Source organism: Brevibacillus borstelensis (assembly GCF_036700025.1).
Taxonomy (GTDB): domain Bacteria; phylum Bacillota; class Bacilli; order Brevibacillales; family Brevibacillaceae; genus Brevibacillus; species Brevibacillus borstelensis.
Map to the genome: position 1 here is coordinate 897,501 of NZ_CP144922.1, position 26,499 is coordinate 923,999.

At 51.3% G+C, this 26,499-nt stretch carries 28 protein-coding genes, 4 tRNA genes, 2 pseudogenes and 1 riboswitch; of the genes and pseudogenes, 22 read left to right on the plus strand and 12 right to left on the minus strand.

Annotated features, from left to right (window positions below; translation table 11 throughout):
• Position 1 precedes the first annotated feature (1 nt).
• From V5G20_RS04135 to V5G20_RS04175, 9 genes are all read left to right on the plus strand, one after another.
• Positions 2 to 77, plus strand: a tRNA-Phe gene (locus V5G20_RS04135).
• Between the two features lie 7 nt (positions 78 to 84).
• Positions 85 to 160, plus strand: a tRNA-Lys gene (locus V5G20_RS04140).
• Positions 161 to 168: 8 nt separating this feature from the next.
• Positions 169 to 244: transfer RNA gene (locus tag V5G20_RS04145), tRNA-Gly, on the plus strand.
• A 230-nt stretch (positions 245 to 474) separates the two neighbouring features.
• Positions 475 to 2,160 carry a tetratricopeptide repeat protein gene (locus V5G20_RS04150; protein WP_338463173.1) on the plus strand — a complete coding sequence of 562 codons (1,686 nt, stop codon included), beginning with the start codon at positions 475 to 477 and terminating at the stop codon, positions 2,158 to 2,160.
• Between the two features lie 59 nt (positions 2,161 to 2,219).
• Entirely contained in the window at positions 2,220 to 3,179 is a 960-nt protein-coding gene (trxB, locus tag V5G20_RS04155; protein ID WP_003392512.1) for a thioredoxin-disulfide reductase, read from the plus strand.
• Positions 3,180 to 3,483: 304 nt separating this feature from the next.
• Positions 3,484 to 4,314: an RNase adapter RapZ gene (rapZ, locus tag V5G20_RS04160; protein ID WP_194246872.1), complete on the plus strand. Its 831-nt coding sequence runs from the start codon at positions 3,484 to 3,486 to the stop codon at positions 4,312 to 4,314.
• An 84-nt stretch (positions 4,315 to 4,398) separates the two neighbouring features.
• Positions 4,399 to 5,409, plus strand: coding sequence for a gluconeogenesis factor YvcK family protein (locus tag V5G20_RS04165; RefSeq protein WP_024985590.1), 1,011 nt, complete (start codon positions 4,399 to 4,401; stop codon positions 5,407 to 5,409).
• Between the two features lie 6 nt (positions 5,410 to 5,415).
• Positions 5,416 to 6,366 carry a DNA-binding protein WhiA gene (whiA, locus tag V5G20_RS04170; RefSeq protein ID WP_003392518.1) on the plus strand — a complete coding sequence of 317 codons (951 nt, stop codon included), beginning with the start codon at positions 5,416 to 5,418 and terminating at the stop codon, positions 6,364 to 6,366.
• A 53-nt stretch (positions 6,367 to 6,419) separates the two neighbouring features.
• The gene (locus V5G20_RS04175; protein ID WP_003392520.1) at positions 6,420 to 6,677 is read left to right on the plus strand and encodes an HPr family phosphocarrier protein; all 258 of its coding nucleotides are present in this window, start codon (positions 6,420 to 6,422) and stop codon (positions 6,675 to 6,677) included.
• Between the two features lie 68 nt (positions 6,678 to 6,745).
• On the opposite strand, the pseudogene V5G20_RS04180 reads toward V5G20_RS04175, so the two are convergent.
• A pseudogene (locus V5G20_RS04180) lies at positions 6,746 to 7,531 on the minus strand (IS3 family transposase); the annotation flags it as partial.
• A 97-nt stretch (positions 7,532 to 7,628) separates the two neighbouring features.
• Here V5G20_RS04180 and istA point away from each other — a divergent pair.
• Both istA and istB read left to right on the plus strand, forming a co-directional pair.
• On the plus strand, positions 7,629 to 8,852 hold the full coding sequence (gene istA, locus V5G20_RS04185) for an IS21 family transposase (protein WP_008409807.1): 1,224 nt from the start codon (positions 7,629 to 7,631) through the stop codon (positions 8,850 to 8,852).
• Positions 8,849 to 9,616, plus strand: coding sequence for an IS21-like element helper ATPase IstB (gene istB / locus V5G20_RS04190; protein ID WP_008409491.1), 768 nt, complete (start codon positions 8,849 to 8,851; stop codon positions 9,614 to 9,616). The genes istA and istB overlap by 4 nt, the downstream gene beginning before the upstream one ends.
• Positions 9,617 to 9,688: 72 nt before the next feature.
• Here the strand turns inward: istB and V5G20_RS04195 are convergent.
• Positions 9,689 to 10,269: pseudogene (locus V5G20_RS04195) on the minus strand (transposase); the annotation flags it as partial.
• 153 nt (positions 10,270 to 10,422) lie between these two features.
• On the opposite strand from V5G20_RS04195, the gene V5G20_RS04200 reads away from it, so the two are divergent.
• Complete coding sequence (locus V5G20_RS04200; protein WP_003392522.1) at positions 10,423 to 10,596, plus strand: hypothetical protein; 174 nt, start codon at positions 10,423 to 10,425, stop codon at positions 10,594 to 10,596.
• 20 nt (positions 10,597 to 10,616) lie between these two features.
• The gene (locus V5G20_RS04205) at positions 10,617 to 10,796 is read left to right on the plus strand and encodes an H-type small acid-soluble spore protein (protein WP_003392523.1); all 180 of its coding nucleotides are present in this window, start codon (positions 10,617 to 10,619) and stop codon (positions 10,794 to 10,796) included.
• Positions 10,797 to 10,858: 62 nt separating this feature from the next.
• Here the strand turns inward: V5G20_RS04205 and V5G20_RS04210 are convergent, their stop codons facing one another.
• The 6 genes from V5G20_RS04210 to V5G20_RS04235 form a co-directional block, all read right to left on the minus strand.
• Positions 10,859 to 11,344: a QueT transporter family protein gene (locus V5G20_RS04210; protein ID WP_003392526.1), complete on the minus strand. Its 486-nt coding sequence runs from the start codon at positions 11,342 to 11,344 to the stop codon at positions 10,859 to 10,861.
• A gap of 8 nt (positions 11,345 to 11,352) precedes the next feature.
• Positions 11,353 to 11,397, minus strand: a riboswitch (PreQ1 riboswitch).
• Between the two features lie 244 nt (positions 11,398 to 11,641).
• Entirely contained in the window at positions 11,642 to 12,244 is a 603-nt protein-coding gene (gene clpP, locus V5G20_RS04215; protein ID WP_338463174.1) for an ATP-dependent Clp endopeptidase proteolytic subunit ClpP, read from the minus strand.
• Between the two features lie 114 nt (positions 12,245 to 12,358).
• A complete protein-coding gene (locus V5G20_RS04220; RefSeq protein WP_003392532.1) occupies positions 12,359 to 13,486 on the minus strand; it encodes a polymer-forming cytoskeletal protein in 1,128 nt (375 codons plus the stop codon).
• 1 nt (position 13,487) lies between these two features.
• Positions 13,488 to 14,048 carry an anti-sigma factor family protein gene (locus tag V5G20_RS04225; RefSeq protein WP_003392535.1) on the minus strand — a complete coding sequence of 187 codons (561 nt, stop codon included), beginning with the start codon at positions 14,046 to 14,048 and terminating at the stop codon, positions 13,488 to 13,490.
• Positions 14,035 to 14,640, minus strand: coding sequence for a sigma-70 family RNA polymerase sigma factor (locus tag V5G20_RS04230; protein WP_338463175.1), 606 nt, complete (start codon positions 14,638 to 14,640; stop codon positions 14,035 to 14,037). Before V5G20_RS04230 ends, V5G20_RS04225 begins: the two co-directional genes overlap by 14 nt.
• A gap of 128 nt (positions 14,641 to 14,768) precedes the next feature.
• The gene (locus tag V5G20_RS04235; RefSeq protein WP_003392539.1) at positions 14,769 to 15,026 is read right to left on the minus strand and encodes a hypothetical protein; all 258 of its coding nucleotides are present in this window, start codon (positions 15,024 to 15,026) and stop codon (positions 14,769 to 14,771) included.
• A gap of 401 nt (positions 15,027 to 15,427) precedes the next feature.
• Between V5G20_RS04235 and V5G20_RS04240 the strand changes: the two genes are divergently transcribed.
• Positions 15,428 to 16,675: a branched-chain amino acid ABC transporter substrate-binding protein gene (locus tag V5G20_RS04240; protein ID WP_003392541.1), complete on the plus strand. Its 1,248-nt coding sequence runs from the start codon at positions 15,428 to 15,430 to the stop codon at positions 16,673 to 16,675.
• 255 nt (positions 16,676 to 16,930) lie between these two features.
• On the opposite strand, the gene V5G20_RS04245 is transcribed toward V5G20_RS04240, so the two are convergent.
• The 4 genes from V5G20_RS04245 to V5G20_RS04260 all read right to left on the minus strand — a co-directional run bounded on the left by V5G20_RS04245 (position 16,931) and on the right by V5G20_RS04260 (position 18,761).
• The gene (locus tag V5G20_RS04245) at positions 16,931 to 17,068 is read right to left on the minus strand and encodes a DUF4023 domain-containing protein (RefSeq protein ID WP_003392543.1); all 138 of its coding nucleotides are present in this window, start codon (positions 17,066 to 17,068) and stop codon (positions 16,931 to 16,933) included.
• A 153-nt stretch (positions 17,069 to 17,221) separates the two neighbouring features.
• Positions 17,222 to 17,572, minus strand: a complete 351-nt coding sequence (locus tag V5G20_RS04250) for a hypothetical protein (RefSeq protein ID WP_003392545.1) — start codon at positions 17,570 to 17,572, stop codon at positions 17,222 to 17,224.
• Between the two features lie 149 nt (positions 17,573 to 17,721).
• A complete protein-coding gene (locus V5G20_RS04255) occupies positions 17,722 to 18,177 on the minus strand; it encodes a hypothetical protein (protein WP_024984827.1) in 456 nt (151 codons plus the stop codon).
• Between the two features lie 509 nt (positions 18,178 to 18,686).
• Positions 18,687 to 18,761, minus strand: a tRNA-Arg gene (locus tag V5G20_RS04260).
• A gap of 46 nt (positions 18,762 to 18,807) precedes the next feature.
• Between V5G20_RS04260 and V5G20_RS04265 the strand changes: the two genes are divergently transcribed.
• The 8 genes from V5G20_RS04265 (at position 18,808) to tpiA (ending at position 26,489) form a co-directional block, all read left to right on the plus strand.
• Complete coding sequence (locus V5G20_RS04265) at positions 18,808 to 18,981, plus strand: hypothetical protein (RefSeq protein ID WP_216621131.1); 174 nt, start codon at positions 18,808 to 18,810, stop codon at positions 18,979 to 18,981.
• 74 nt (positions 18,982 to 19,055) lie between these two features.
• Positions 19,056 to 20,432 carry an RNA polymerase factor sigma-54 gene (rpoN, locus tag V5G20_RS04270; protein ID WP_031933208.1) on the plus strand — a complete coding sequence of 459 codons (1,377 nt, stop codon included), beginning with the start codon at positions 19,056 to 19,058 and terminating at the stop codon, positions 20,430 to 20,432.
• A gap of 8 nt (positions 20,433 to 20,440) precedes the next feature.
• Positions 20,441 to 20,728: a glutaredoxin family protein gene (locus tag V5G20_RS04275; protein WP_003392559.1), complete on the plus strand. Its 288-nt coding sequence runs from the start codon at positions 20,441 to 20,443 to the stop codon at positions 20,726 to 20,728.
• A gap of 274 nt (positions 20,729 to 21,002) precedes the next feature.
• A complete protein-coding gene (locus V5G20_RS04280) occupies positions 21,003 to 22,028 on the plus strand; it encodes a sugar-binding transcriptional regulator (protein ID WP_003392561.1) in 1,026 nt (341 codons plus the stop codon).
• 19 nt (positions 22,029 to 22,047) lie between these two features.
• On the plus strand, positions 22,048 to 23,409 hold the full coding sequence (locus V5G20_RS04285; protein ID WP_172920297.1) for a Na+/H+ antiporter NhaC family protein: 1,362 nt from the start codon (positions 22,048 to 22,050) through the stop codon (positions 23,407 to 23,409).
• A 19-nt stretch (positions 23,410 to 23,428) separates the two neighbouring features.
• Positions 23,429 to 24,433 carry a type I glyceraldehyde-3-phosphate dehydrogenase gene (gap, locus tag V5G20_RS04290; protein WP_003392565.1) on the plus strand — a complete coding sequence of 335 codons (1,005 nt, stop codon included), beginning with the start codon at positions 23,429 to 23,431 and terminating at the stop codon, positions 24,431 to 24,433.
• Between the two features lie 104 nt (positions 24,434 to 24,537).
• Entirely contained in the window at positions 24,538 to 25,722 is a 1,185-nt protein-coding gene (locus V5G20_RS04295; protein ID WP_024984610.1) for a phosphoglycerate kinase, read from the plus strand.
• A gap of 14 nt (positions 25,723 to 25,736) precedes the next feature.
• Entirely contained in the window at positions 25,737 to 26,489 is a 753-nt protein-coding gene (gene tpiA / locus V5G20_RS04300) for a triose-phosphate isomerase (protein ID WP_122958726.1), read from the plus strand.
• Positions 26,490 to 26,499: the final 10 nt, after the last annotated feature.

Below are 26,499 nucleotides of genomic sequence, written 5' to 3' on the forward strand. Positions count from 1 at the left end.
CGGCTCGGTAGCTCAGTCGGTAGAGCAGAGGACTGAAAATCCTCGTGTCGGCGGTTCGATTCCGTCCCGAGCCACCATTTTTGCGAGCCATTAGCTCAGTTGGTAGAGCATCTGACTTTTAATCAGAGGGTCGAAGGTTCGAGTCCTTCATGGCTCACCAGTATATATGCGGACGTAGCTCAATTGGTAGAGCGTCGCCTTGCCAAGGCGAAGGTCGCGGGTTCGAGCCCCGTCGTCCGCTCCATTCATGAATATAGAAGTTCGATAAATGACACCACTCGCTGTACAGCCAGTGGTGTTTCCTGCTTTTATCCCGAAATGAAACCGCTTATTTGAAAAAATGAGAGCGGATCTGCTCTAGCAAAACGAAGCAGATCCGGTGAAAGAAAACTTTAAAAGGGTGCATCAGCTTGTGGCGTAAGGGCGCTTCTGGTACGATACATGGAGGTACTGCCCTGTGATGCTGGAGGTTCTATGAAACAAAACAAGAGAATCGAGAAGTCGACAGTCGTTCATTTTCATCAAGACGCCCGCTTTTTTGTCGAGCGCGGCTTGCGTTTTTTAAATCGCTATGACTACGATAAAGCTATTCGCAGCTTCCGCCGTGCCATCGAGCTGGAGCCGAAAAATGCCGAATACCAATGCCATTTGGCGAGTGTTCTGGCCGAAGTCGGCAATTTTGAAGCGTCCAACGACATCTTGTATGATGTGCTGGAAAAGTGCGAACCGAAAATAGTAGAAGTCTATTTTTATATGGCGAACAATTACGCCAACCTGGAAGATTACGAGATGGCAGAAGAGATGGCGATCCGCTACTTGCAACAACAAAGCGATGGGGCGTACCGAGAGGATGCCGAAGAGCTGCTGGACTATATCTACTTTGAGCTGGACATGCCTCCTCGCCATTTTCTCACAGGTGAACGCGAGGACGTGTACAGCAAGCATGAACGGGCACGGCGCAGTTTAGAAGAAGGCCGTTTTTTAGAAGCATTGGACATTTTAAAAGAAATCGTCGAAGCGGACCCTTCCTTTATGCCGGCTTGGAACAACCTGTCGCTGGCCTACTACTATGTAGGGGATTTTCAACAGGCAATGGCAACGATTGAGGAGACGCTGGAGAGAGAGCATGGAAATTTGCATGCTCTCTGCAACCTGGCAGTGCTGTTGTCACACCACAATCGGGCCAAGGAGCTGGTGGCACTCATCGACATGCTGAAAAAAGTCGTCCCCTACCATCCGGAGCATGCGTATAAGCTGGCGACGACAATGGGCGTCCTTGGCCAACACGAGGAGGCCTATCGCCTCTACGCCAAGATGCTTAAATCGGGTCGAACTCATGAAGCATGCACGTACCACTACGCAGCGATATCCGCCTATATGAGTGGTCATAAGGAACAAGCCATCCGCTGGTGGCAAAAGGTAAAGCAGCTGGACCCGGAATCGGGGGTAGCCGAGCACTACATGGAGATGGTAAAAGAGGCGAAGGACGGGCAAACTAAGCAGGTCATCCCTTACCATTACTATCAGCCGCAGCAGGAAGTGTCCTGGGAGAAGGCACCGGCATCCGGTGTTGAAGAGCTGAAAAACGATCCGATGATTCGCGCTTCCTTGTTGTGGGCCCTGCAGCACGGGCGCGATGAAGTTAAGTTTGCGGTTCTGCAAACCCTTGCTTTGATCGGCGATGACGAAGCGGAAGCAGCGGTTCGCCAGTGTTACCACCAAACGGACGATCCGCAGCTGCAAAAGCTCGCCCTGCTTGCACTGGCAGACATGGGAGCAGAGATGCCGGAAGCAAGGCCCAAGCGAAAAGCAAAGACGAAAGCGGCAGCTGAGCATAAATTAGAGTTTCCGGGGAGCGAAACGGACAGTCAAAAAACGGAAGGCGTAGAAGACTGCATCAACCGGTTTTTTTCCGGTAGCGGACAGGAGGACATGAAGAACTGGTGTCTATCTGTTTGGAAACGGTTCTCGCAGCTAGAGAAGCCGCCTGTACAAGTGCGCAAGATTGTAGCGTGGGTGGCTGCACTCGAATATCTATACGGTGCGGTAAAAAACCAGAAACATGCGCAATCACAGGCAAAGGTAGCAGAAAAATACGAGCTTTCCCCCTCAACTGTGGCAAAGTGCGTAAAAGCACTGCAAACCCTTGATTTGAAATAGATTCTCATTTTATAATAAGTATAAATAAGAAGTGATTGCAGATTGAGGAGGCAGTGGATATGAGCGACCAAAAAATATACGATGTGATCATCGCCGGTGCAGGCCCCGCGGGGATGACTGCCGCTGTATATACCTCCCGCGCAAACATGAGCACGCTCATGCTGGAACGCGGAATTCCAGGCGGCCAAATGGCCAATACGGAGGAGATTGAAAACTATCCGGGCTTCGGCTCCATTTTGGGACCGGACTTGTCCACAAAAATGTTCGAGCATGCTCAAAAGTTCGGCGCTGAGTATGCATATGGCGAAATCAAGGAAGTAAAAGACGAGGAGCCGTATAAACGAGTCATTACTTCCGACAAGGAGTACCTGGCCAAATCGGTGATCATTGCCACCGGTGCGGAGCATCGCCTGCTGGGCGTTCCGGGAGAAAAAGAACTCTCCGGCCGCGGCGTTTCCTATTGCGCAGTATGTGACGGAGCATTTTTCCGCGGCAAAGAGCTGGTCGTAGTCGGCGGCGGAGACTCTGCTGTCGAGGAAGCCGTATTCTTGACCCGCTTTGCATCCAAGGTGACGATCATTCACCGTCGCGATCAGTTCCGCGCCCAAAAAATCCTGCAAAAACGGGCATTTGACAATGAAAAGATCGAGGTCATCTGGGATACGGTGGTCAAGGAAATTCGCGGCGACGGAAAAGTCCAAAGCGTACTCCTGGAGAACCTGAAAACCGGCGAAGAGCGCGAGTTCCCGACAGATGGCGCATTCATCTACGTAGGGATGGACCCGCTGACGGAGAGCGTTCGCAATCTGGGAATTACCAATGAAGCCGGGTATGTGCTGACAGATGAACGCATGCACACCAAAGTGAAAGGTGTCTTTGCCGCCGGGGATGTGCGCGAGAAGATGCTGCGTCAAGTAGTGACAGCTACTGGTGACGGCTCGATCGCCGCCCAATCGGCCCAGCACTACGTCGAAGAGCTGAACGAACGTCTGGCTGAGCAAAATGTCACAATCTCTTAACCTGCTTGTAACATGAGTGAAATAATTGGGCGGTAAGATGAAGACAATGAATTGACCCCCTTATCTATACGAACCATTTTGCGTGGCTGCCATAGCCACGCCATTTTTTTTCTGCAAGGCATGCACGAACGGCCGGATATCAGCTTCCTGTCTCCACGGGAGCGTTACGAGTCCTAACGGGACGAGTCCTAAAGGGTGCGAAAATGCCAACCGTTATGGTATGCTAAAGTCAGAATCGTAGGAGGCGAGTGGAGTGACAGAAGTGGAAAATGAGAGAGCCGTTAATCTGTTGATCATTACAGGGATGTCTGGCGCGGGGAAAACCGTTGCCGTACAGAGCTTGGAAGATCTGGGGTTCTTTTGTGTCGATAACCTGCCGCCGGTTTTGATCCCCAAGTTTGCGGAGCTGATCAAGCAGTCGGGAGGCAATATTGAGCGTGTCGCCTTGGTAGTTGACCTGCGCGGCCGCGAATTTTTTGTAAACTTGTCGGGAGCCATCGACAGTCTAAATCAAATGGAGGGAATCTCTTTCCATATTCTCTATCTGGATGCAAATGATCAAACATTGGTTTCCAGGTACAAAGAGACGCGTCGACGCCATCCGCTTTCACCCAACGGTTCACCATTGGAAGGAATCCATGCCGAGCGTCGGCTGCTTCAGGAAATGAAGGGGCGAGCCCATCAGATTATTGATACCAGCCAAATGAAGCCGGCACAGTTGCGAGAAAAAATAATTAGCCAGTATACACAGCAAGGTTCTTCCTTGACGATTAACGTCCTGTCTTTCGGATTCAAATACGGCACTCCGATTGATGCCGATCTTATGTTTGACGTACGTTTCCTGCCCAATCCGCATTACGTGGAAGAATTGCGGCCCAAAACCGGGTGTGACCCGGAGGTGGCCGAGTACGTCATGAATCATAAGGAAACGAAAGAGTTTGTCGATAAACTGATTGACTTTTTGGCCTATACGATGCCCCATTACCAACGGGAAGGGAAAAGCCAGCTGGTGATCGGGATCGGCTGCACGGGAGGCAAGCATCGTTCGGTGGCGATCGCGGAGCATTTAGGCGAGGTTTTTGGAAAGGACTACGCGATTCGGGTCAGTCATCGTGACATGGAAAAAAGCAAGTAAGCATAGGATGGCAGGAAAGAAAGAAACGCCATCCGTACTTGAACAGGGCCTTTGTATGTGTATCAGCATATAATGAGGTGACATATGCCGACGAGGAGAATGGGATCGCAGCAGGGCAACCGGCTGCGGGTTGTCGTGATCGGCGGAGGAACGGGACTGTCCGTGTTATTAAGGGGGTTAAAGCACGCACCGGTTCACATTACCGCGATCGTAACCGTCGCTGACGACGGCGGAAGCTCCGGGAGGCTGCGGGAGGAGTTGGATATGCCCCCTCCCGGAGATATCCGTAACGTTTTGACGGCCCTGGCCGATACCGAACCGCTGATGGAAAAGGTCATGCAGTATCGTTTTTCCACAGGTACCGGATTAGCCGGGCATAATTTGGGAAATCTACTTCTGGCAGCGATGAACGAAATTACCGGAGATTTTGTCACAGCGGTTAAGAAGCTGAGCGATGTATTGGCTGTCCGGGGAGAGGTGCTTCCGGCATCGACACAGTCGCTTCGGCTCATGGCGGAAATGGAAGACGGTTCAATCATTGCGGGAGAATCGCAAATTCCATTGACCGGCAAGCAGATCAAGCGGGTCTTTCTGGACCCCGAGGATGCTGTGCCATTGAGTGAAGCGCTGCTGGCCATCGAAGAGGCAGATGCGATCTTGATCGGCCCTGGAAGCCTGTATACGAGCATTTTGCCGAATCTATTGGTGAGAGGCTTGTTCGCCGCTGTAAAGAATTCGACAGCTCCGAAAATGTATATTTGCAATGTCATGACTCAGCCGGGCGAAACAGACGGGTTTTCCGCATCCAAACATGTCGAAGTGCTGTACGATCATGTAGGCGGACCGTTTTTGGATACAGTGATAGTGAACTCTGCTGCCATTCCCGATAAAACCTTGGAAAAATATGCGGAGAAGGGAGCAGCCCCTGTTGCTTGTGATGTAAAGCGCTTACGCCAGTTGGGACTGCATATCGTAGCCAAACCGCTGGTGGCGTTTGAAGAGGGGTATCTGCGTCATGATGCGACCGCCGTCAGCAAGCAGGTCGTCTCGCTGATCAAGCGGAGGCGCCGGACGCAGAAGATTGAGAAGGAGTGAAGGACGATGTCATCATTCGCCGCACAGACGAAAAAGGAACTGACGATGCTGGAGGGACCTGATTGTTGCAGCCGAGCAGAGCTGGCGGCGCTGATTCGGATGAACGGCAGCCTGCAATTCGGTGCAGGGCGTCTGGTACTGGATGTGACCACGGAAAATGCGGCGATTGCCAGACGGATATACACGTTGACGAAAAAAATCTTCAATATTCATGCCGAACTGCTTGTGCGCAAGAAAATGCGGCTGAAAAAGAACAACGTATACATCGTAAGAATCCCCAACAGAGCCAATGATATACTGCAAGAGCTGAGAATTATGGACGAGAGCCTTTCCTTCGTGCGCGGGATATCGCAGGACATTGTGAAGAAGTCTTGCTGCCGCGCTGCGTATTTGCGAGGGGCGTTTTTGGCGGGCGGGTCGGTAAACCACCCGGAGGCATCCAGCTACCATCTGGAGATCTTTACTTCGTACCAGGATTTTTGCGAGGCTTTGACCAAAATGGCCAATCGCTACAAGCTGAACGCGAAGTGCATTGAACGAAAAAAAGGCTACGTCCTCTACATCAAAGAAGGGGAGAAGATCACGGAGTTTCTCAGCCTGATCGGTGCGCATCAGGCACTGTTCTACTTCGAGGACGTGCGGATCGTCAAAGATATGCGCAACTCTGTAAACCGTCTGCACAATTGTGAAATCGCCAACATCAACAAGACGGTAAATGCAGCGGCCAGGCAGATGGAGAACATCCAGCTGATCCAGGAGGAAATGGGGCTGGAAAATCTGCCGAAGCGTTTGCGCGAGGTGGCAGAGCTTCGGTTGATTCATCCGGACATCAACCTGAAAGAGCTGGGAGAAATGATTCCCAGCGGAGTAGTCAGCAAGTCGGGGATCAATCACCGGCTACGAAAAATTAACGAAATCGCTGACAAATTACGAGAAAAACGAAATATTTCCGTGTAGAGACATGGTATACTAGACGGTAATAAGAGATACTGAGCGAGGAGGTTCCACCCATGGTTCAACAGCAGGTTGTGGTCAAGCTGAAAACCGGTTTGCAGGCCCGCCCTGCGGCATTTTTCGTGCAGGAGGCCAACCGGTTTGCATCAGAAGTATTTGTGGAAAAAGAAAACAAGAAGGTAAACGCGAAGAGCATCATGGGGATAATGAGCCTCGCTATCAGTTCGGGTACGGAGATCACGATATCAGCGGAGGGCCCTGATGCGTCTCAAGCGGTTACCAGCCTGACCAATCTGGTAAGCAAGGAAGAATAGCAAAAGAACAAGAGGGAAAGACACTTTCTACGGTGAAGTGACCCCAAAAAGTTAGACAGTCATTTTAATTAAGCAGCAAGTAAGGTTTGAGTTCGGTATTGCACTGGACTCAAGCCTTTTAATTTTGCCTTGATTCGTTTGTTGTTGTAGTAATCGATGTATTTTGCTAACTCTTGTTTAAAATGTTCAATGTTTTCAAACTCCTGCATATATAAAAATTCCGATTTTAAGATACCAAAGAAGTTCTCCATTACAGCATTGTCATAACAGTTTCCTTTTCGTGACATACTCTGCGTAATGTTCTTTTCTTTTAATGCCTGTTGGTACTTGCTCATTTGGTAATGCCAGCCTTGATCCGAGTGAATAAGCAGCTCGTCTTCATCTGTTAGTCGTTTAAAAGCTTGGTCCAGCATCGTTGAAACAAGAGAATACCTTGGTTTTGAATCAATCGTATAGGCGACAATTTCTCCGTTAAATAAATCTAACATTGGCGATAAATAAAGCTTTTCGCCAAATAATTTAAACTCCGTAATATCCGTTACCCACTTCTGATTTGGCTTGTCTGCGTGGAAGTTGCGATCCAAAATATTCGGCGCCACCTTTCCAACTTCCCCTTTATAGGAGCGATATTTTTTCATCCGAACCATGCTTTTTAAGCCTAACTGTTTCATCAATCGCTGTACTTTTTTATGGTTTACCTGATGTCCTAGATTCTTGAGTTCATCCTTAATACGACGGTATCCGTAGCGTCCTTTATGTTCATGGTAAATCGCCTGAATTAATGTTTTTAATTCAGCATGTTTATCTGGACGGCTGAAAGTTTTTACATAGTAATAATATGTCACCGCCGGGATATAATTGACCCAGGTTCGCCGGAAAGAAAATGACCCACCCATAGCGAATATATCCCCTTCGTAATTAACGGCCAAGTTAATCTTCGGAGGGAGACACATGCTAAGGAGTGGGATAGTGATATCGTTACATACCATGAGGGCAGAAGGCAAGAGTATTCGTGAAATTGCCCGTCTAACGGGGCATTCTCGAAATACAGTTCGCCGATATCTCCGGGGTGAATTCTCCCCCGAAAAGGGAACCCGTAAATCTCGTGGTTCCAAGCTTGATCCGTATAAACCGTTCCTGCAGGAACGTCTTCAAGAAGGTATCTATAACTGCGAGGTTTTATTCGATCTTCTACGAGAAAAGGGGTATACCGGGGGACGTACCATCTTGAAAGACTATGTGAAGGACTTCCGTCCTCCCAAACAAGTTCCCGCTGTTCTTCGTTACGAGACGAAACCTGGTGAATATGCACAGGTCGACTGGGGACTGTGTGATTACGTAGATTTGGACGGTACAGTCCGAAAAGTGCCGGTATTTGTCATGGTATTGGGGTACTCTCGTTCCACCTATATAGAGTTCACTAAGCGTTGTGACATTCACAGCTTTCTTCGTTGCTTGATTCATGCTTTTGAATATTTTGGGGGCATCCCAAAGGTAATGCTGACCGACCAGATGAAAACCGTCGTACTGGGCATGGGAGATGATCGAAAACCTCGCTGGCATCCGCTTTTTGCCGACTTTGCTGCAGCGATTGGGCTTGTTCCAAAAGTATGCAAAGTTCGACGCCCCGAAACAAAGGGAAAAGTGGAACGAGGCGTTCAATACGTAAAAAACAACTTTCTTCCTGGCAAACGCTTCGTTGATTTACAGGATCTCAATCAACAAGCCCTACACTGGTGCGAGCGGATTAACCGCCGTATTCATGGAACAACCGGCGAACGTCCCATCGACCGACTCCGTGAGGAAAATCTGTCGCCTATCCCTTCAGCTGAACGATGGGAAAAATACTTGCATGAACCGAGACAGGTCAGCCGAGACGGATTTGTTAGCTACGATGGTGTACGATATGGGGTTCCATGGAGGTACAGTGGACGTGAGGGTACCGTGCGAGAAGTGAATGGGTGGGTGGAAATCTGGGCCGACGGCACATGTATTGCTCGACACCAAAAGGTCTATCGATCCCGTGCAACTGTTTTTTGTGAAAACCAGTATGCAGGTCTTACGACTGCTCAAGGATATGCCTATCCACGTCCGCAAGCCCGACAGATTTCATCGCAGCAAGTGGAAGTGCGTTCGCTGGATGTCTATGAGCAGCTGACGGGGGTGGGAGCATGATTGAACTGGAACAGGCACGGCTACGTCTTGAGGAACTTGGGCTTCAGCAAGCGGCTCTACTCTTGGATGCCCATTTGGAAGCGGCAAGTCATGGACAGCCCACCTATCTGTCCTTTCTCAACATGCTTCTAGATGCAGAGATAGCGGAACGTCAAAAACGGAATATGGAGGTACGCACCAAACTCGCACACTTGCCTTACCGAAAAACGCTGGAGGAGTTCGATTTTGCTTTCCAACCCAGCATTGACGAACGGTTGATTCGAGAGCTGGCCACGATGACTTTTGTAACCCGACACGAGAATGTCTTGTTCTTAGGGCCTCCCGGAGTAGGAAAAAGTCATCTGGCGGTGGCGTTGGCTGTAGAAGCCATCTCGCAAGGGATATCCGTTTACTTTGTCAGTCTCTCGCAACTCATCGAAGATCTGCGAAAAGCTTACACGGAAAACAGGCTGGATAAACGCCTACGCATCTATATTCGACCAAAGCTCCTGATTATTGACGAAATTGGTTACTTACCGTTTGACAGTTTGGCAGCTAACCTCTTTTTCCAGGTAGTAAGTGCAAGATACGAGAGAGGGAGTATTCTGTTGACCAGCAACAAGAGTTTCGGTGAATGGGGGGAACTGATGGGCGATCCGATACTTGCTACGGCTATCCTGGATCGGCTCTTACACCATTCCCACATCGTCAATATTAGGGGGAATAGTTACCGACTTCGTGAGAAGATGAGGACTGGAGCCTACGGCTCCCCCTCTACCACCTAACCAACAAAAAATCGCCGGGTGGGTCAATTCTAAACCGGCGATGGTGGGTCAAAATAAAGTCGGCGTTGACAAATACGTACTTCGTGGAATACCCGCGAGTTTAAGTAGCGCTTTTATAGGAAATTCGGTCCTTAGTTCAAATACTACTTGCGCTTTGTCTTGCTTTGTAATTTTTCCTTGCTTTGAACTAAGGCATTCAACTTTTTTAAGTAAGCATTCTCCATGCGTAAACGCTCTAATTCTTCCTGCAGTGCCTCGACTGATCCTTCAACAGGTGTTCCTTTCTTGTGTCTCTTCTTCATGGCTGGACGCCCCTTTTTCTTTGAAATGAGAGCGTCTATTCCTTGTGATTGAAATTGCATTCTCCATTTTCGAATCAATCCAGGAGAGGTGATTCGAAAAATGGCGGCTGTTTCATTCGGAGACGTCCCATAAGTATTCATATAATTGAGTACGTCTAGTTTAAACTGTACCGAGTAACTTGTATAGGATTTTACAAAGGCTTTTTCACCCTGATGCTCGTACTGCAACACCCAGTTTCTCACCATATAGTCAGATGCACCAATGGACGCTGCGATCGAAGCATAACTCTCCACACCTTCTAAGTATCGTTGAACCGCAGCTAACTTAACATCCCCACTAAATTTAGTCATAAAAAAACTGCACCCCCAACTGTTGAATATGTCCAACAATTGGGGTGCAGTTCACGGGAAGGTGTCTTTTTTTGTCCGGATCAGCTGCATGTTTCGACAACGAACAGGGCATTGCTAACTTATATAAAAATGGCTGACAAGGGGGGAGTTTAAGTGAGCACCGAACGCGATACATATACCGAGGGTCGAGACGATTACGACATGGATATTGACCGGATGGTAAACGAGGGGCTTGGCGGAGGACAGGTCACCGATCAGAATGGCCTGATCGAAGAGACCACGACCGAAACCATGACAGGAGCCAGCACAGCTCGCGATGATCGATAAACGGTAAAGGAGCGAAGAGCATGGATGTAAATCGCGCACAGGAAATTATCCGTTCCGAGAGCAAGATCGAGGTACAGTATCAAGGACAATCGGTATGGATCGACGGAGTTGACGAGAAAACGGCGCAGGCCCGCGTCCATACAGAGGGCAACCCGGCGGACAGCAAAACGGTGGACGTCGGTCAATTGGTAGAGAAATAGGCGGACAAGGCAAAAAACCGAGCAGCGCCGGAGAATCTCCTGGCAATTGCTCGGTTTCTTTTTCAAATCCGCTGTTCGAGGTTCAACCGTTTGTTCAGAACATACATGATCGGAGCTCCGACCAGCATGACGACAAATTCGCCAAGCGCAGTGGTGAGCCATGTAAAGTAGAAGGGCAGACCGAACGCCAGGTTCAGTTCAATCGCGATCAGAAACATCGTAATCGTAAAAACAATGGTATTGAATATCATGCGAGCCCAGACGCCTTTGATGAAGCGCATGGAAACAATCGTGACAAGCAGCGCCAGCACAGACTGACCCACTCCAAATACCAGGTCATAGGCGACCATGGGCGAGAAAAACAGATTCGTAAAAAAGACGCCGAGGACAATTCCGTACATGTACTTTTTGTTGAAAACGACGAGATGATTAAACATTTCTGAAACGCGGAATTGTACATTGGTAAAACCAAATGGCTGAATAAGCATCGAGACGGCAATGTACAGAGCCGCCAGGATACCGTTTGCGACAAGCGTTTTTACTTTCATATTCAATTAGCTCCTTAGTTTTTTATCGTGGGATGGTTTCGAACCACGTGGGTATAAAGACACCCAAGTTACTATACTAGCGCTTTACCCCGAGCCCAGTCAACCGTGAAATCTGCCCAGGGTGCAGCGGGTAAATCGCAGCCATAAAAAAAGCCGGAGACAAAAAAAGAAACCGAGGCCAAAAGAGAACCCCGGTAAAAAGACCCCTGGCATAGAGAACTCTGGCATAGAGAACCCCCGGTTAAAAAAGAACCCCGCCATCTCTGGCAGGGTCCTACGTAAATCAGCCGAAGCCGGTTATTTTTTTGCGGATGCCTCTGTCGAAATGACCTTGTCAATCAGGCCGTATTCCATCGCATCCTGGGCAGAAAGGAAATTATCGCGATCCGTATCCTTCTGGATGCGCTCCAGAGGTTGGCCAGTGCGCTCGGACAGGATTTGGTTCAGGTGCTCGCGCATTCTGATAATCCGTTTTGCCGCGATCTCGATGTCGCTGGCTTGACCTTGAGCCCCGCCGAGCGGTTGGTGAATCATGACCTCGCTGTTCGGCAAGGCGTAGCGCTTGCCTTTTGTACCAGCGGCCAGCAAGAAGGCGCCCATGGATGCGGCCATCCCGATGCAAATCGTCGATACATCCGGCTTGATAAATTGCATGGTATCGTAAATTGCCATACCGGCGGTGATGGAACCGCCCGGGCTGTTGATGTACAGGGAAATGTCTTTATCCGGGTCTTCCGCTTGCAGGAACAGCATTTGCGCTACGACAATATTAGCTACCGTATCGTTGATAGGAGTACCGAGAAAGATAATGCGATCCTTCAGAAGACGGGAATAAATATCGTAAGCACGCTCTCCGCGGTTGGTCTGTTCAATGACTGTTGGAATCAAATTCATGTGCATACAGTCTTCCTCCTCTCTTTGTAAGAATATCATACACAAAAGGTCAATAAAGGTCAAACAGATAACTGCACGCCTCTTTCACCATAATTTCCAAAAAACGTGCGGCTAAACATGTCAGGCGAGGAAAGTTTTATTGGCCTGGGCGACAGAGCCGACCAATGCCCCGAAAAACGCGATCCAGACAGGCAGTGCAAACAGCCAGCCTACCAGCGGAATGATCAGCAGGCACTGCAGAGCGACGACACCAAGCAGCTCGGCCAAGAGCGGAGAAACCTTCCACGAAAAGCGCTCGGCTACTCGGATGCCGATCCATGAGCCGACGAATACTTTTGCCGACCAGGACAGGATCAGGAACGTCAGCAGCAGCGCAAGCGAGACAGGGATTCCTATGACCGTGATCAAAAGCAATAGCGACAAAAACGGCATACCCAGGACCAGGCACGCTCCCCAAACAAAGGTGGAGCCTTTTCGTTGATCCAATTGCCGGTAAACACGTGTCAATCCGGCCGGGAACAGGAAGCGGATGGCAAGCCAGAGCAACAGCGTACTCAAAAGGGAGGAAAGCCCGAGCAGAATCGGGAAATAGGAGAATCCTTCATCCGGTTCCTCTACCGGAGCAGGGGAGAAGCGTTCCTCTCCTTTGAGCGTCGCACCTTGGCTGATGACAGCCCGTTGGGGACTGGTATAGACCAAGTCACCGCCGATCACGGCCGGCCCGTCGATATGAATCGTACGACTGTACAGCATGGAGATGCCCTCTCCGATGCTCCCCGTAATCCTGACGTTTTCCATGCGGCCGTTTGCTTCCCGCGCGATTTTGCCGTTCAAATCAACACTTGTCGCAAGCGTAAGCAGGTTTTTGCCGATACTGCCGTTCCGGTCAAGAACCAGAGTATGCGACAGATTGGTAACGCTTCCAGCCACCTTCCCGTTTAGGAGCAGCGTGTCTGTCATTGAACGGATGTCGCCGTCGATTTCGCCGGTGACAAGTGTTACGGCTGCAAACGTAAGGAGATCCCCTGTAATTCGTCCATTGACCTGGACATTTTCGCCAAATGCGTACACATCGCCGTCGACAACGCCATCGATGATGATTTTGGTGGCACTGACAGCCAGATCGCCGCGGTGAGCGGTATCAGGGGGCAGGTAGTACCGATCAGAGATGACCCCGCTAAACGCATAAGCGGTAGAGGCCACAATCAGCAAACTTACAAAAAGAATCAGACTAAGCAGCTTTTTCAATTCAATCCACCTCCCGCTTGGACAGTCGCGAATGGGGGAGAGGCGAAAAACGGATATTCAGGATAAGCAGCAGCCCGACCAGTACGAAAAACGGCAAGGGAAGCGCCATGACATACGATGCGGGAGCATGAAAAAATTCGCGGGCGTTGTCGTTGAGCCATAGGGCCGAACTCCAGAAAAGATGGCTTTTCCATGAGGTCCATGCCGGCGCAACCCACTCAAGCCAGATTCGCTGCCAAAACACGAGGTAACAAACAGCGACGGCCAGAATGCTGCCGCCAAGCAGGAGCATGCGCCACAGAAAGCGGCGGCGAGTTCGCTTGTGCAGCATGGCGATTCCATGAATCTGTGCAGAGGTCATGTCGTAGAGCTGGAAAGACATAGGGGGGAGGTCGTCGGAGAAAAAGCGGTCGGCCACGAATTGCCTCTCCGCGACCAGCTGCTCAAGCGAGCTGCCGCAGTGGTGACAACTGTCAACGTGTTTTTGGACGGCTTCTGCTTCTTCGCTAGAGAGTTCACCGTCACTGTACATCATCAAGGTAAGCTCATCAATATGCGGCATCGGACATTCTCCTTTCCTCCCTGTATTTATCCAACTGCTCTTTCAATTGTTTGCGGGCCCGGAACAAGCGGGTCCCGACCGTATTTTTACTCATGCCGACGATGCTTCCTATCTCATCGTAACTCATTTCCTGCACAAATCGGAGAGTCAAAATCAGACGATCCGTTTCGGGCAAGCAATCCAGCAAGGCCGTCAATTCAGAATAGCTTTCTTTTTCCAGCAGAAACAGTTCCGGACTTTTTACGGGACCGGAGGGACGCTTGTGAACATGCTGATGCAGCTGCTCATCCTCAAGCGCAAATTCCCGTCTCTTTCGCAAAAAATCGATGCAGGCATTGGAGGCGATGCGATACAGCCAGGAATGAAAGGGCAGGGTGGGGTCGTATTTGTGTAAATTTTGCGCTACTTTTAACCAAATTTCGTTGTGCAGGTCCTCGGCATCATGATAACTGGAGACCAGTCTTCTGATGATGCTCATGACACGGGGGGTAAATAAATTGACGAGTGCGGGAAAGGCCCGTGACTGTCCTTTGAGAAACTGCTGCACGAGCCGGACCGCTTCTGCATTGGCCCGAGCCAACTCTTGTTCCATGGTTGTATCCCCTCCTCCCCATACTAAATACGAAGACCGGCAGGAAAAATTTCACTGCCGCCCCCCTATTTATTTGCGGTTTAATTATCCACAAGTTGTGGATAAGCGGGGGAGGTGAGCGAAGCGGATCACCCGTTTTCTTTCGCTGCGGCTTTATCCCCATCTGCTTCCGCCTGTGTATCTTCGTCCTCCTGCAGCTCCACAGCCAGCCGCAACGCTGCTCTCATCTTTCTTCCTTTGATGATCGTGTACTCGTCCACTTGCAGGGATTGCAGGCGGTTGATCGCTTCCGCCAGGGCCTGTTGGTCGTCGTAAGGCTGGATGGTCAGCAGGCATTCTTCATCGCTCGCTTCCTGATATATGAGGTAAAACCGGTCGGCTGACATGCAAAATCCTCCTCATCCACATTATCCACAGATTTATCAACAGGTTGTGCACAAAAACATTTGTTCGCGGTATAGATCAAAGGTTATCCACTGTGAGCGGATGCTCCTGATAGTTTTGGCATGTTTTTGCTGATGTCCGGTAGGTAAATCATGCCAAGGGTTGACGTTTGGCAGGTAAGCAAAATTTCCCGTCCGGGCCCGGGTAGCCTTTTTTGATTATGAAGGCAGCCGCAAAACTGTACTGGGACTTGAGTCTTGTATCAAATATCAATATTTTCGATGAAGTGAACAATATCAATCGATTTTGCCAATCTCTTTATATGTTGCAAATTTTCATATTTATTTTACAATGAGAGAAGGTGACTCATTGTTTGTCCGTAAAGTAAAAGGGGGATTTTCGAATGAAAAAACAGAAAACTATGGCTTTTCTTGCAACTGTAGTAGCGCTTGGTACAGCTCTTGCGGGCTGCGGCGGAGGCAACGCTGGCGGGGGCGGCGGAAATGCCAGCGGAGGCGAGCAGCCGGCTCCGCAATCCGGCGGCAATACCGGCTCTTCCAGCGGCGGCGCTCTGCAAAAAATCGTTATCGCGGCAGTAGGACCAATGTCCGGGCAGTACTCCGACTACGGAAGCACGGCAAAGGCCGGTGCCGAGTACGCACTGAAGCAAAATCAGGAGAAGTTTAAAGCGCTGGGCTTCGACGTCCAGATGCTGACACAGGATGACCAGGCCGATCCGAAGCAAGGCGTGGCCGTAGCCCAAATGTTGATCTCCAATCCGGATGTCCTCGGTGTTGTCGGTCACGTGACGACTGGTGCATCGATTACGGCATCGGCGCAATACGAGCAAGAGAAGCTGGTCATGGTGTCTCCGTCCTCCACAGGTTCCAACCTGACTGACGAGGGCAAGAAGGTCGTTCACCGCATCTGTGCGCGCGACGACCAGCAAGGCTCCAAGGCTGCAATTTACGCGAAAAACCAGTTGGGTGTGAAATCCGCTTATATCGTTCACGATAAACAAGCCTACGGCCAAGGCCTGGCTGATGAAGTGAAAAAGCAATTTGAGAAAGACGGCGTAACCATTGCGGGCTACGAGGGCATCACTGCCGGCGAGAAAGACTACAGCGCCGTGATCAACCAAATCCTCGCCGCGAACCCTGAAATGATCTACTTCGGCGGTTATTACTCCGATGCCGGCATCCTGATCAAGCAAGCTCGTGAAAAAGGCTACAAAGGCGTATTCATGGGCGGCGATGGCTACGACTCTGCTGACCTGGTGAAAATTGCGGGCGCAGACAACGCGAACAACGTAATCTTTACCTCCACTGTAGGCGATCTTTCCGCAACAGAAGAGGGCAAGAAGTGGATCAGCGAATTTGAATCGAGCACAGGCAATAAAGTAGGGATCTTCACTTCCTTTGGCTATGACTCCATGAACGTCATGCTGCATGGACTGGAAGAAGCGATTAAAGCGAACAACGGACAAAAGCCGACTCGCGAGCAAGTCCTCGATGCTGTCCACAAAACAAAAGACTTCCAAGGCCAGTTCGTAAAAGTAACATTCAACGAAAAAGGCGACAACGAATTCGCGTCTGTCTACGTGTACAAATACGAGAACGGTCAAAAGGTATTCGTAGGGGAAGCGAAGTAACGACTGATGGGGAAGGGCCGTACAGGACATACTACGGTTGATTGCGACTACCTTTGAAAGGGGTATCCACATGTCCAACAACCGCAGCACCCAATACGGCAACAATCAGGGACACAGCAGCAAATCGCAAACGTCCCAAAAGCAAAAGTCCGAAAAGGACAAAAACCTGAACAGGCAAGACCCGCAGTAGCAGGTCAGGCCTTGAGAGGGAGCATAAGGAAACGCCCTGGAGAGGAGCAATCTCCAGGGCGTTTTTTAGCGGATGCGCTGTTTGCTGGGGAGACGTTTTTCCGGGTGGCCGTAGCCATTGTGCTCCTTGTTCTCCTGAGCATGGGCCTGCGCTTCGTGAACTTTTCCGACGAACTCCTTTGTGCTCATCTTGGTAAAATCCATGCGGCACCTCCCAAAATTGGCATCACGCTTTCTTACTATGGCCCAATTGGTCAGGAAACATTTACGGCTCTCCAGTTAACGCCTATTATGAAAAGCCGACATCCTTGCAGAAAAAGGATGATCGGCTTTGTTTTGTAAGTCCCAAGCGAATGTTTACATAGGACCTACATTGAAGTTGAATGTATAAACAAGCATACCGCTATAGTAAACATCTACCTTGTAGTAGCCTGTAGAAGAGGCAATCACTCGACCCCGGGAGTCGATGCTGATCCCGCCCGGTTTTGACTCGTAGGAGATGTAGTGTGTGTAATTGGGGCCGCTGGGAAGACTATCGTAAATAGGATTTTGATAGAGATCCAGGTTCACATTGACTTCAGTAACGCTTGCCACGCCGACTGCAGCTTGCGATGGGGCGATCAAGGCTTCGGCATTAGCCGCAGCTTGTCCTGCCAAAAGCAAGGGAATGGCCAGCAAACCTGACCTGATAAGGTTCATTTTCTTCATCAAGACCCGCTCCTTTATTTCAAATGAACGAACAATACTGTAAATTCCATATACAAAACGCTTTCCGCTGCAAACGACGCCTATCGAAGTTATTCAGTATTAGTAAGATGACGATGCCCGTTGGAATGCTCAACAGGCGCCAAAATAGATTACGGAGTTTGGATGTACATGTAGTGTACGTCAGCTCCCCAATTCCAGTTTCCAGATTCGTCTTGGACACCTACTGATACACCAAGCGTTTCATTTCTAGGCAGTGAAACGGGAATTTCGAAGGACTGCGTATTGCTGCTTGTGTTTTGGGGCAGTACACCAGAGCTATAAATACTGCCGTTTTTATCATAGACAAGAACCCAGAATGTACTAAATACGGTGTTGTCATCTGGATCAGATTGGACCCACGTTATTTTTGGCTGCTCATTATAGTAAATGGTCGGGCTGTACTCTTTGTTTGAAGCAGGGGTGGTGATGCTCACGTAAGGCCGGTTATTGCCCTGGGCAGATGCGGTTGCCTCGGTTTTGGCAAAGGAAATGGAAGGTACAAGCGAAGTAATTGCCATTAAAGAGGCTAGCAGCAGAGTGGTTTTCTTCAATTTTTTAAGAACCATAATAAAACATACCTTCTAAATAATGTAAATTCAAAATGAATTGTAAACCTTTGTTTCTCAAAAGTAAATAGGTTTATGGTAAAAAATGTAAAGAAAAAGCCGCACACCCGCCTTCCTAGAGCGGCAATCTCTATGACGGCGCATTCGAGCGCAATAAAATTCGGAGGTCGATCGGTATATGGCGACTTTATTGAAGGATGAAACGGTGTGCAGCGCGGAGTATAACGAAGTCGAACGTGAGGCTAACGTTGGGGAAGCCCGTAAAAACGCAGCATCAATCGTAACTCTTTTAGGTGCTTCCGTAGCGGCACTATGTATTAGCGCTGTCCACGGTCGTTTTTGCATAATAAAAGCCTCCGTTTCACGTAACGGAGGCTTGCGCATATCAGGAACGAGTACATAACGGGTATGGGGTACACGGTGCAGGTGAACGGTTTTGCCGATTTGCTCGCCAGTCCGTCCGGTAAATCACCGCCAAAATCCCGTCATATCGTCGTTTAAAGTCAGTATGGTACGCCCGAGAGGAGTCGAACCTCCGCACGCGGTTCCGGAGACCGCTGCTCTATCCACTGAGCTACGGGCGCATAATAGGATAACTTAAATTATAAAAGATAAGGCGGACAGATGCAAATGAAAAAATTGCAACCCGGATTTTCACATGTAGGGCGCATAGGCTTCATGTATGCGCGACAGAGCAGTAGGGTTGGCTCAAAGGGAGATTTTCATGAAGCGATTCCGATGGTTGGAGTCGCCTTTTTTCATGGTTCTTTTCTTTATTCAGATATTGGCAGGAAAATTGCATGAAAAAGCGAATATAATGAAAAAAAGTGAAACTGCACATGTCGAAAAAACTGGATACTGAGAGGGGGCGGACGCAGATGAACATGGGGCTGGGGCTTTATCAAGAACAGACACTCAAGCTTGTGATGACACCGGAGCTCAGACAGGCCATTACGATTTTACAATATTCGGCCGTCGATCTCGTCTCGTATTTGCAGGAGCAAGCCAATGAAAATCCCGTGTTCGAGCTGCAGGAAGCGGTGGTGGAGCTGGCACCGGCAAAAATGGAAAAGCCGCTGCCGGAAATTGACTGGAAGGAAATTGTAGGCAATCGGGCGACGGGCGAATATACGGCGGGCAAAAATGAAAGCACTTACAATCCGCTGGACTTCGTTACGCAACGGTCGGTTACGCTGTATGAACATTTGGAGCGCCAGCTCGGCTATTTCAAAAGCTTTACGCAGCCGCAGCGGAGAATCGCTCTGTTTTTGATCGGAAACCTGGACGAAAAAGGCTACCTGGAAATTACCCTGGAGGAGGCGTCCCAGCGATTGGGCGCCGATCTTGAAGAGCTGGAGGACGTCCTGACTGTTCTGCAGCATTTCGATCCTGCCGGCGTAGCTGCGAGAAGCCTGGAAGAATGTCTGCTTTTGCAGCTCAGACACATGGGGAAGGACGATGATCATGTCGTTGAGATCGTCACCTCGCACCTCCAGGACCTGGCTGACTGCCGCTACCAGCGCATCGCCGACAAGGTGGGCTGTACGGTGCAGGAGGTTCAGGCGATAGCCGATCTCCTGCGGACGCTGAATCCCCGTCCAGGCGCAGCCTTTTCCCAAGTGGAGACGCGGTATGTGATTCCGGATGTAGCCGTTGAAAAGGTGGGCGACGAATACATCGTCCTGGTCAACGATGTGGCAACTCCCAGACTTAAAATCAACAGCTTTTACGAAAAAATGCTGAGCCAGCAAAAGAGCCAGGAAGAGGCGAAGCAGTTTATCCACGAAAAGCTGAACGCCGCCATGTGGCTGGCAAAAAGTCTGGAGCAGCGCCGTCTCACCCTGATGCGGGTGACGCAGGCCATCGTCGACATGCAGCGGGATTTCTTTGACCGCGGCATTCATTATTTGAAGCCGATGACGCAAAAGGAAATCGCCGAGCGGGTAGGGCTGCACGAATCGACGATCAGCCGGGCGACGAGCAACAAGTACGTACAGACGCCGCGAGGCATTTTCGAGCTGAAATACTTTTTTACCTCGGCGCTTTCTACAGCGAACGGAGAAGCGACTTCTTCGGAAAGCGTAAAACGCAGGATCAAGGCGCTGATCGAGCAGGAAGACCGGAAGCAGCCGCTGTCCGATCAGAAGCTGGCCGAAATGCTGCTGCAGGAGGGAATTGAAATTTCCCGCCGCACAGTAGCGAAGTATCGCGAGGAGATGCTGATCCCATCCTCAGCCAAACGAAAGAGGTTCTAAGAGGTCCGATGAGTTCAAAGCCATTTCAAATCGTCCTGTACGGCCGCCCCGGATGCCATCTTTGCGACCAGGTGGAGCAACTGATCCTTCTGTTGCGGGAGGAATTTCCGCTGGAGCTGCGGCTTGTCAATATTGAGAAAGACCCCGCGCTGCATGAGCGGTACATGTTTGTCATTCCCGTAGTAGAGATTGACGGCGAGGAAGTATTTCCGTCGGTAACGCATGTGGTCACTTGGGAGGAGCTGCATGCCGAGCTGGCGAAGCGCGCGGCCAGAAAAACCGGGGAGGAAAAGTAGGTAGACCGAGGCAGAAAGCCCGGAAACCTCTGATCCTTTGTCCGCTACCTGCAAGCGGTCTGCGTGCAGTCGAGAGCCGGGCATATTATCATGTAATGTCATGTCAGATCCCTCTGCAAATCAGCGGAGGGATCTTGCATGTTATTTACATTTGTGCTACATTCGAAATGAAGCTGAAGTTTTATTTTTTTGCCCTAAGCGGGACGTAAAATGTATGTACAGGGACAAAAAATGTCCCGATTAGAAAAACCTTGGCAAAAAGGACGTACAGACAATGCGGCGATTTATCGAAATGCAACAAAAACTGCTTCCTGACCTGATCGAGGTTATGCGGGGCCGCTACATGCTGCTGCGGTCTGTTTACCATCTGCAGCCGATCGGGCGAAGAGCTCTGGCCCAAGCGATGCAAAGCACGGAGCGGATCCTCCGGGCCGAGGTTGAGCTGTTGAAGGAAACCGGACTTTTGCATGTGACAGCGGCAGGCATGAGCCTCAGCGAAGAGGGCCAGCGCATATTGGAGGAGATGGAGCCTCTGATGGGCGACCTGTTCGGGCTGACCGAGCTGGCTGAGCGTCTGCAGCATTTGCTCGGCATCCCGCACGTGATCGTAGTGCAGGGAAACGCGGACCACTCTCCCTGGGTAAAGGAAGAGCTGGGACGGGTCGGCGCCCGGATGCTGAAGCAGTACATCCGCGAAGGAGACATCGTGGCGGTGACGGGGGGAACCTCGATCGCGAGCGTTGCTCATCATCTGTCGCCGGCGCCATCCTTTCGGGGTGTGCAGTTTGTCCCGGCCCGCGGCGGTCTGGGCGAGCGCGTAGAGCTGCAGGCAAACACCCTCGCTTCCGCCATGGCAGCCAAGACAGGCAGTTCGTACCGGCTCCTCCACGTTCCTGACCGGCTTCACCCGGAAGCCCTGCAAACGCTGATGAAGGAGCCGCAGGTGCAGGATGTGCTCTCGCTTTTGCAGCATTCGCGGATTGTGATTCACGGCATCGGCGATGCGCTCGCGATGGCGAAGCGGCGGAACTACTCGGAAGCAGAGCTGGCAGAGCTGCAGGAGGCTGGCGCGGTATCGGAGGCGTTCGGCTACTACTTCAATGCCGCAGGAGAAACCGTACACCGGATGCCCACGATCGGGCTGCAGCTGGAGGATGTACAGCGGGCCGAGACGGTGCTGTCCATCGCCGGAGGAGAAAGCAAGGCAAAAGCGATTCTTTCCTTTGCCAGACAGTCGTGCCAAAATGTACTTATTACGGACGAAGGAGCAGCACTGGCGATTTTGTCCGAGCGACTGTAACGCAAAGGAAGTGCGCACGATGAAATTCCTGACGGTTCTTCCCATTGTCTCGCTGATTGTCGGCATAGCGCTCAGTTTGACATCCGGTTTTCCGCTGTTTTTGGGGATTGTTTTGGCAATCTTGGTCACACTGGTTAGTGTAAAAAGACTTGGGTATTCCTGGCGCAAGCAGTGGGAATTTGGCCGGGAAGGAATTAAACAGACGAAGCCGGTCCTGATCATCCTGTTTTTGGTCGGGCTGCTCATCCCGTTCCTGATGATGGGCGGCACCATCCCGGCGATCATTTACTACGGACTGTCTGTAGTCGACGTGCAGTACATGCTGAGTCTCTCCTTTTTACTGTCGGCCGGAACCAGCTATCTGCTGGGCACCTCGGTCGGCACCTTGAGCACGGTCGGGCTGGCGCTGATGGGCATCTCCCATACGGCCGGCATTTCTCCGGCTATGGTGGCTGGCGCTCTGATCAGCGGAGCGATGGTCGGAGAGCGGTTTTCTCCGATTTCCAGCAGCCGCCTGCTGATTCTCAGCACCATTGGCGTGCAAGAGGGAGAGGGGCGCAAAAGCAGTTGGCCTGCCTTGCTGGGGGTCGCGATCACGGCACTGATGTTTCTGGGGCTTGACCTCTTCCGGCAAGGGGCGAGCGAGACCGGGATGATCGGGCAATACCAAGGACTTCTGCGGCAATTCTTCTCCATCGGCTTGCTGCCGCTCGTGCCGCTGCTGGTGCTGGTCGGATCATTTGCCTGCCGGGTAAAGGCGATTCCGGCCCTCCTGTACGGCCTTGTCACGGCAGCGGTACTAGTCATCGCCACTGTACCGATGCAGTTCGCAGAGATGGGGCGCTCTATCCTCTATGGCTATGAGCTGCACACTGGCACAACGCTGGATCAGCTCGTGCACGGCGGAGGAATGCTCTCCATCCTGAGTGTCCTCGTGGTGATCACGCTGGCGGGCTTTCTGAACGGAATCCTGAACAAAGCAAACCTGCTGGCGCCACTCGTCGAGAAAATGATGGGGGATACGCAAAACACCGTCATCCTGGCCGGGAAGGCCGTGCTTTTGTCCCTGTTGGTCATCATGATCAGCTGCAACCAGACGATTCCGATCCTGGTGATGGGCCCGACATTGCTGCCGCGGTTTAGCCGCATGGAAAAAGGAAGCGTGTTTTTAGGGAGGACGATGCTTGATGCGACGCTGGTCATGCCTGTGCTGATTCCTTGGAACGGCCTCGCGATGGTCATGTCGGTGACGCTCGGCATTCCCACTTTAGATATATTGCCTTACTTATTCTTCTCATTTGTTTTGCCTGTACTGACGATAGCAACCGCCCGAACCTTTCAGGCCCCGGGCAGTCTTCTACCACACAAAAAAGCGATGTAGAGAGCAGGAGGTATTTTTTATGGTAAAAGTAGGGATTAACGGATTTGGACGTATCGGCCGCAATGTATTCCGTGCAGCACTGAACAACCCGAACGTGGAAATCGTGGCGGTCAACGACCTGACAGACGCCGCTACGCTGGCTCACCTGTTGAAATACGATTCGGTACATGGCGTGCTTCCGGTTGAAGTCGAAGCGCATGAAAATACACTGGTCGTAGACGGCAAGGAAATCAAGGTACTGGCTGAACGCGACCCGGCTGCTCTGAAATGGGCGGACTACGGCGTAGAGATCGTCGTCGAATCTACCGGCCGTTTCACCAAGCGCGAGGACGCTGCGAAACATCTGGAGGGCGGCGCGAAAAAAGTGATCATTTCCGCACCGGCTACAAACGAAGACATCACGATTGTTATGGGTGTAAACGAAGACAAATACGATGCAGAGAAGCACACTGTCATCTCCAACGCCTCCTGCACGACCAACTGTCTGGCTCCGTTTGCCAAAGTGCTGAATGAGAAGTTCGGAATCGTTCGCGGTCTGATGACGACTGTTCACTCCTACACCAACGACCAGCAAATCCTCGACCTGCCGCACAAAGACCTGCGTCGCGCCCGTGCAGCAGCCGAAAACATCATTCCGACGTCTACAGGAGCGGCAAAGGCGGTTGCGCTGGTGCTGCCTGAGCTGAAGGGCAAGCTGAACGGCTTCGCGATGCGTGTACCGACTCCAAACGTCTCTGTCGTGGACCTGGTAGTCGAGCTGAAGCAAGACGTAACGGTAGACGAAGTAAACGGCGTACTGAAGGAAGCCGCTGAAGGACCGCTGAAAGGCATTCTCGGCTATTCCGAAAAACCGCTCGTTTCTTCCGACTACAACGGCAACCCGGATTCCTCCACAATCGATGCGCTCTCTACGATGGTGCTCGAAGGCAACATGGTGAAGGTAGTCTCCTGGTACGACAACGAGTGGGGCTATTCCAACCGCGTCGTAGACCTCTGCCATTTTGTTGCACAGCGCGGCTTGTAACACGTAAAATAGAACTGTTGTGAAAAAGGGAGAGCAGCCTCTCCCTTTTCCCATATGGGGATGTTACTATTTTCGGGAAGCCATTCTACTGGGGAGGATCGTTCATGAACAAGAAGTCTATCCGCGATACAGATCTGGCAGGAAAACGGGTCTTTTGCCGCGTCGATTTCAACGTGCCGATGCAGGACGGCGTGATTACGGATGATACACGGATTCGCGCTGCCGTGCCGACGATTCGGTTTTTGCGGGACGCAGGGGCCAAGGTGATTCTGGCCAGCCACTTCGGCCGTCCAAAGGGACAAGTAGTCGAAGAGATGAGACTGACTCCGGTCGCGCAGCATTTGTCCGGGCTTTTGGGAACAGAAGTAAAGAAGCTGAATGATTCTGTCGGTCCGGAGGTGGAAGCAGCAGTTGCAGGAATGCAAAACGGCGACGTCATCCTGTTGGAAAACGTCCGCTTCCATGCCGGCGAGGAAAAGAACGACCCAGAGTTGGCGAAAAGCTTTGCGCAGTTGGCTGACCTGTTTGTCAATGACGCTTTTGGCGCCGCTCACCGGGCTCATGCGTCCACGGCAGGCATTGCAGATTACATACCGGCCGTAGCCGGGCTTTTAATGGAAAAGGAAATCCGCTTCCTCGGCGGCGCGCTGTCCCGTCCAGAGCGGCCATTTACAGCCATCGTCGGCGGGGCGAAGGTGAAGGATAAAATCGCCGTGATTGAAAATCTGCTTACGAAAGTAGACCATTTGATCATTGGCGGGGGAATGGCGAATACGTTCCTCAAAGCGCAGGGCTACGGAATCGGCGCATCCCTTTGCGAGGATGACAAGCTGGACTTGGCTCGCACGCTGATGGAGCAAGCGAGAGAACGCGGCGTACAGCTGCTGATGCCGGTCGACGTAGTGGTCGCGGATCGGTTTGCCGCAGACGCAGACAAGCAGACCGTTTCCATCGATGCCATTCCGGAAGGCTGGATGGCGCTGGACATCGGGCCGAAAACAGTCGAGCTGTATCGCAAGGTCATCGTCGACTCCAAGACCGTCGTCTGGAACGGACCGATGGGCGTATTCGAAATGGACGCGTTTGCCAGCGGTACGATTGGCGTAGCCAAAGCAATGGAAGCATGTCAGGGCACGACGATTATCGGCGGCGGCGATTCCGTGGCAGCTGTCGAGAAAGCGGGCGTAGCCGAGCACATGACGCATATTTCTACCGGCGGCGGCGCATCCCTGGAGTTCATGGAAGGCAAAGAGCTCCCGGGCGTGGCCGTTTTGCAGGATAACGAATAGGAGGGAGATTCCTCTTGAGAACCCCGATAGTTGCAGGAAACTGGAAAATGTTTAAAACGATTGCGGAGGCGAAGCAATTCGCCGAAGCTGTAAAACAGCGGGATGCTGTAGCAGGCGTGGAGCAAGTAGTCTGCGCGCCGTTTACGGCACTGGCGGCATTGGCCGAAGCGTTGAAAGGGACAGATGTGGCCCTTGGCGCACAAAACATGCATTTTGAGGAGCAGGGCGCATTTACGGGAGAAATCAGCCCGCTGATGCTGAAGGAAATCGGCGTCCGCTATGTGATCATCGGACACTCGGAGCGCCGCCAGTACTTTAACGAAACAGACGAGAGCGTGAACAAGAAGACGCTGGCAGCCCTGAAGCACGGCCTGCGTCCGATCGTCTGCGTCGGAGAGAGCCTGGAGGAGCGGGAAGCAGGCAAAACGGCCGAAGTCGTTCGCAAACAGACGGAAGCCGCTTTGACAGACGTTACCCCGGATCAGCTCGCAGACGTAGTCATCGCCTATGAGCCGATCTGGGCGATTGGAACGGGCAAGTCCTCGACGGCAGCGGATGCCAACGAAACCATTGCGATTATCCGCAGTATGATTGCCGAGCGCTTCGGGCAGCAGGAAGCCGATAAAGTCCGCATTCAGTACGGCGGAAGCGTAAAGCCGGAGAACATCGGCGGCTATATGGCCGAAAAGGACATCGACGGCGCGTTGGTAGGCGGCGCAAGCTTGACGGCAGACAGCTTTTTTGCGTTGGTCAAAGGCGCCAAATAAGGAGGGAACA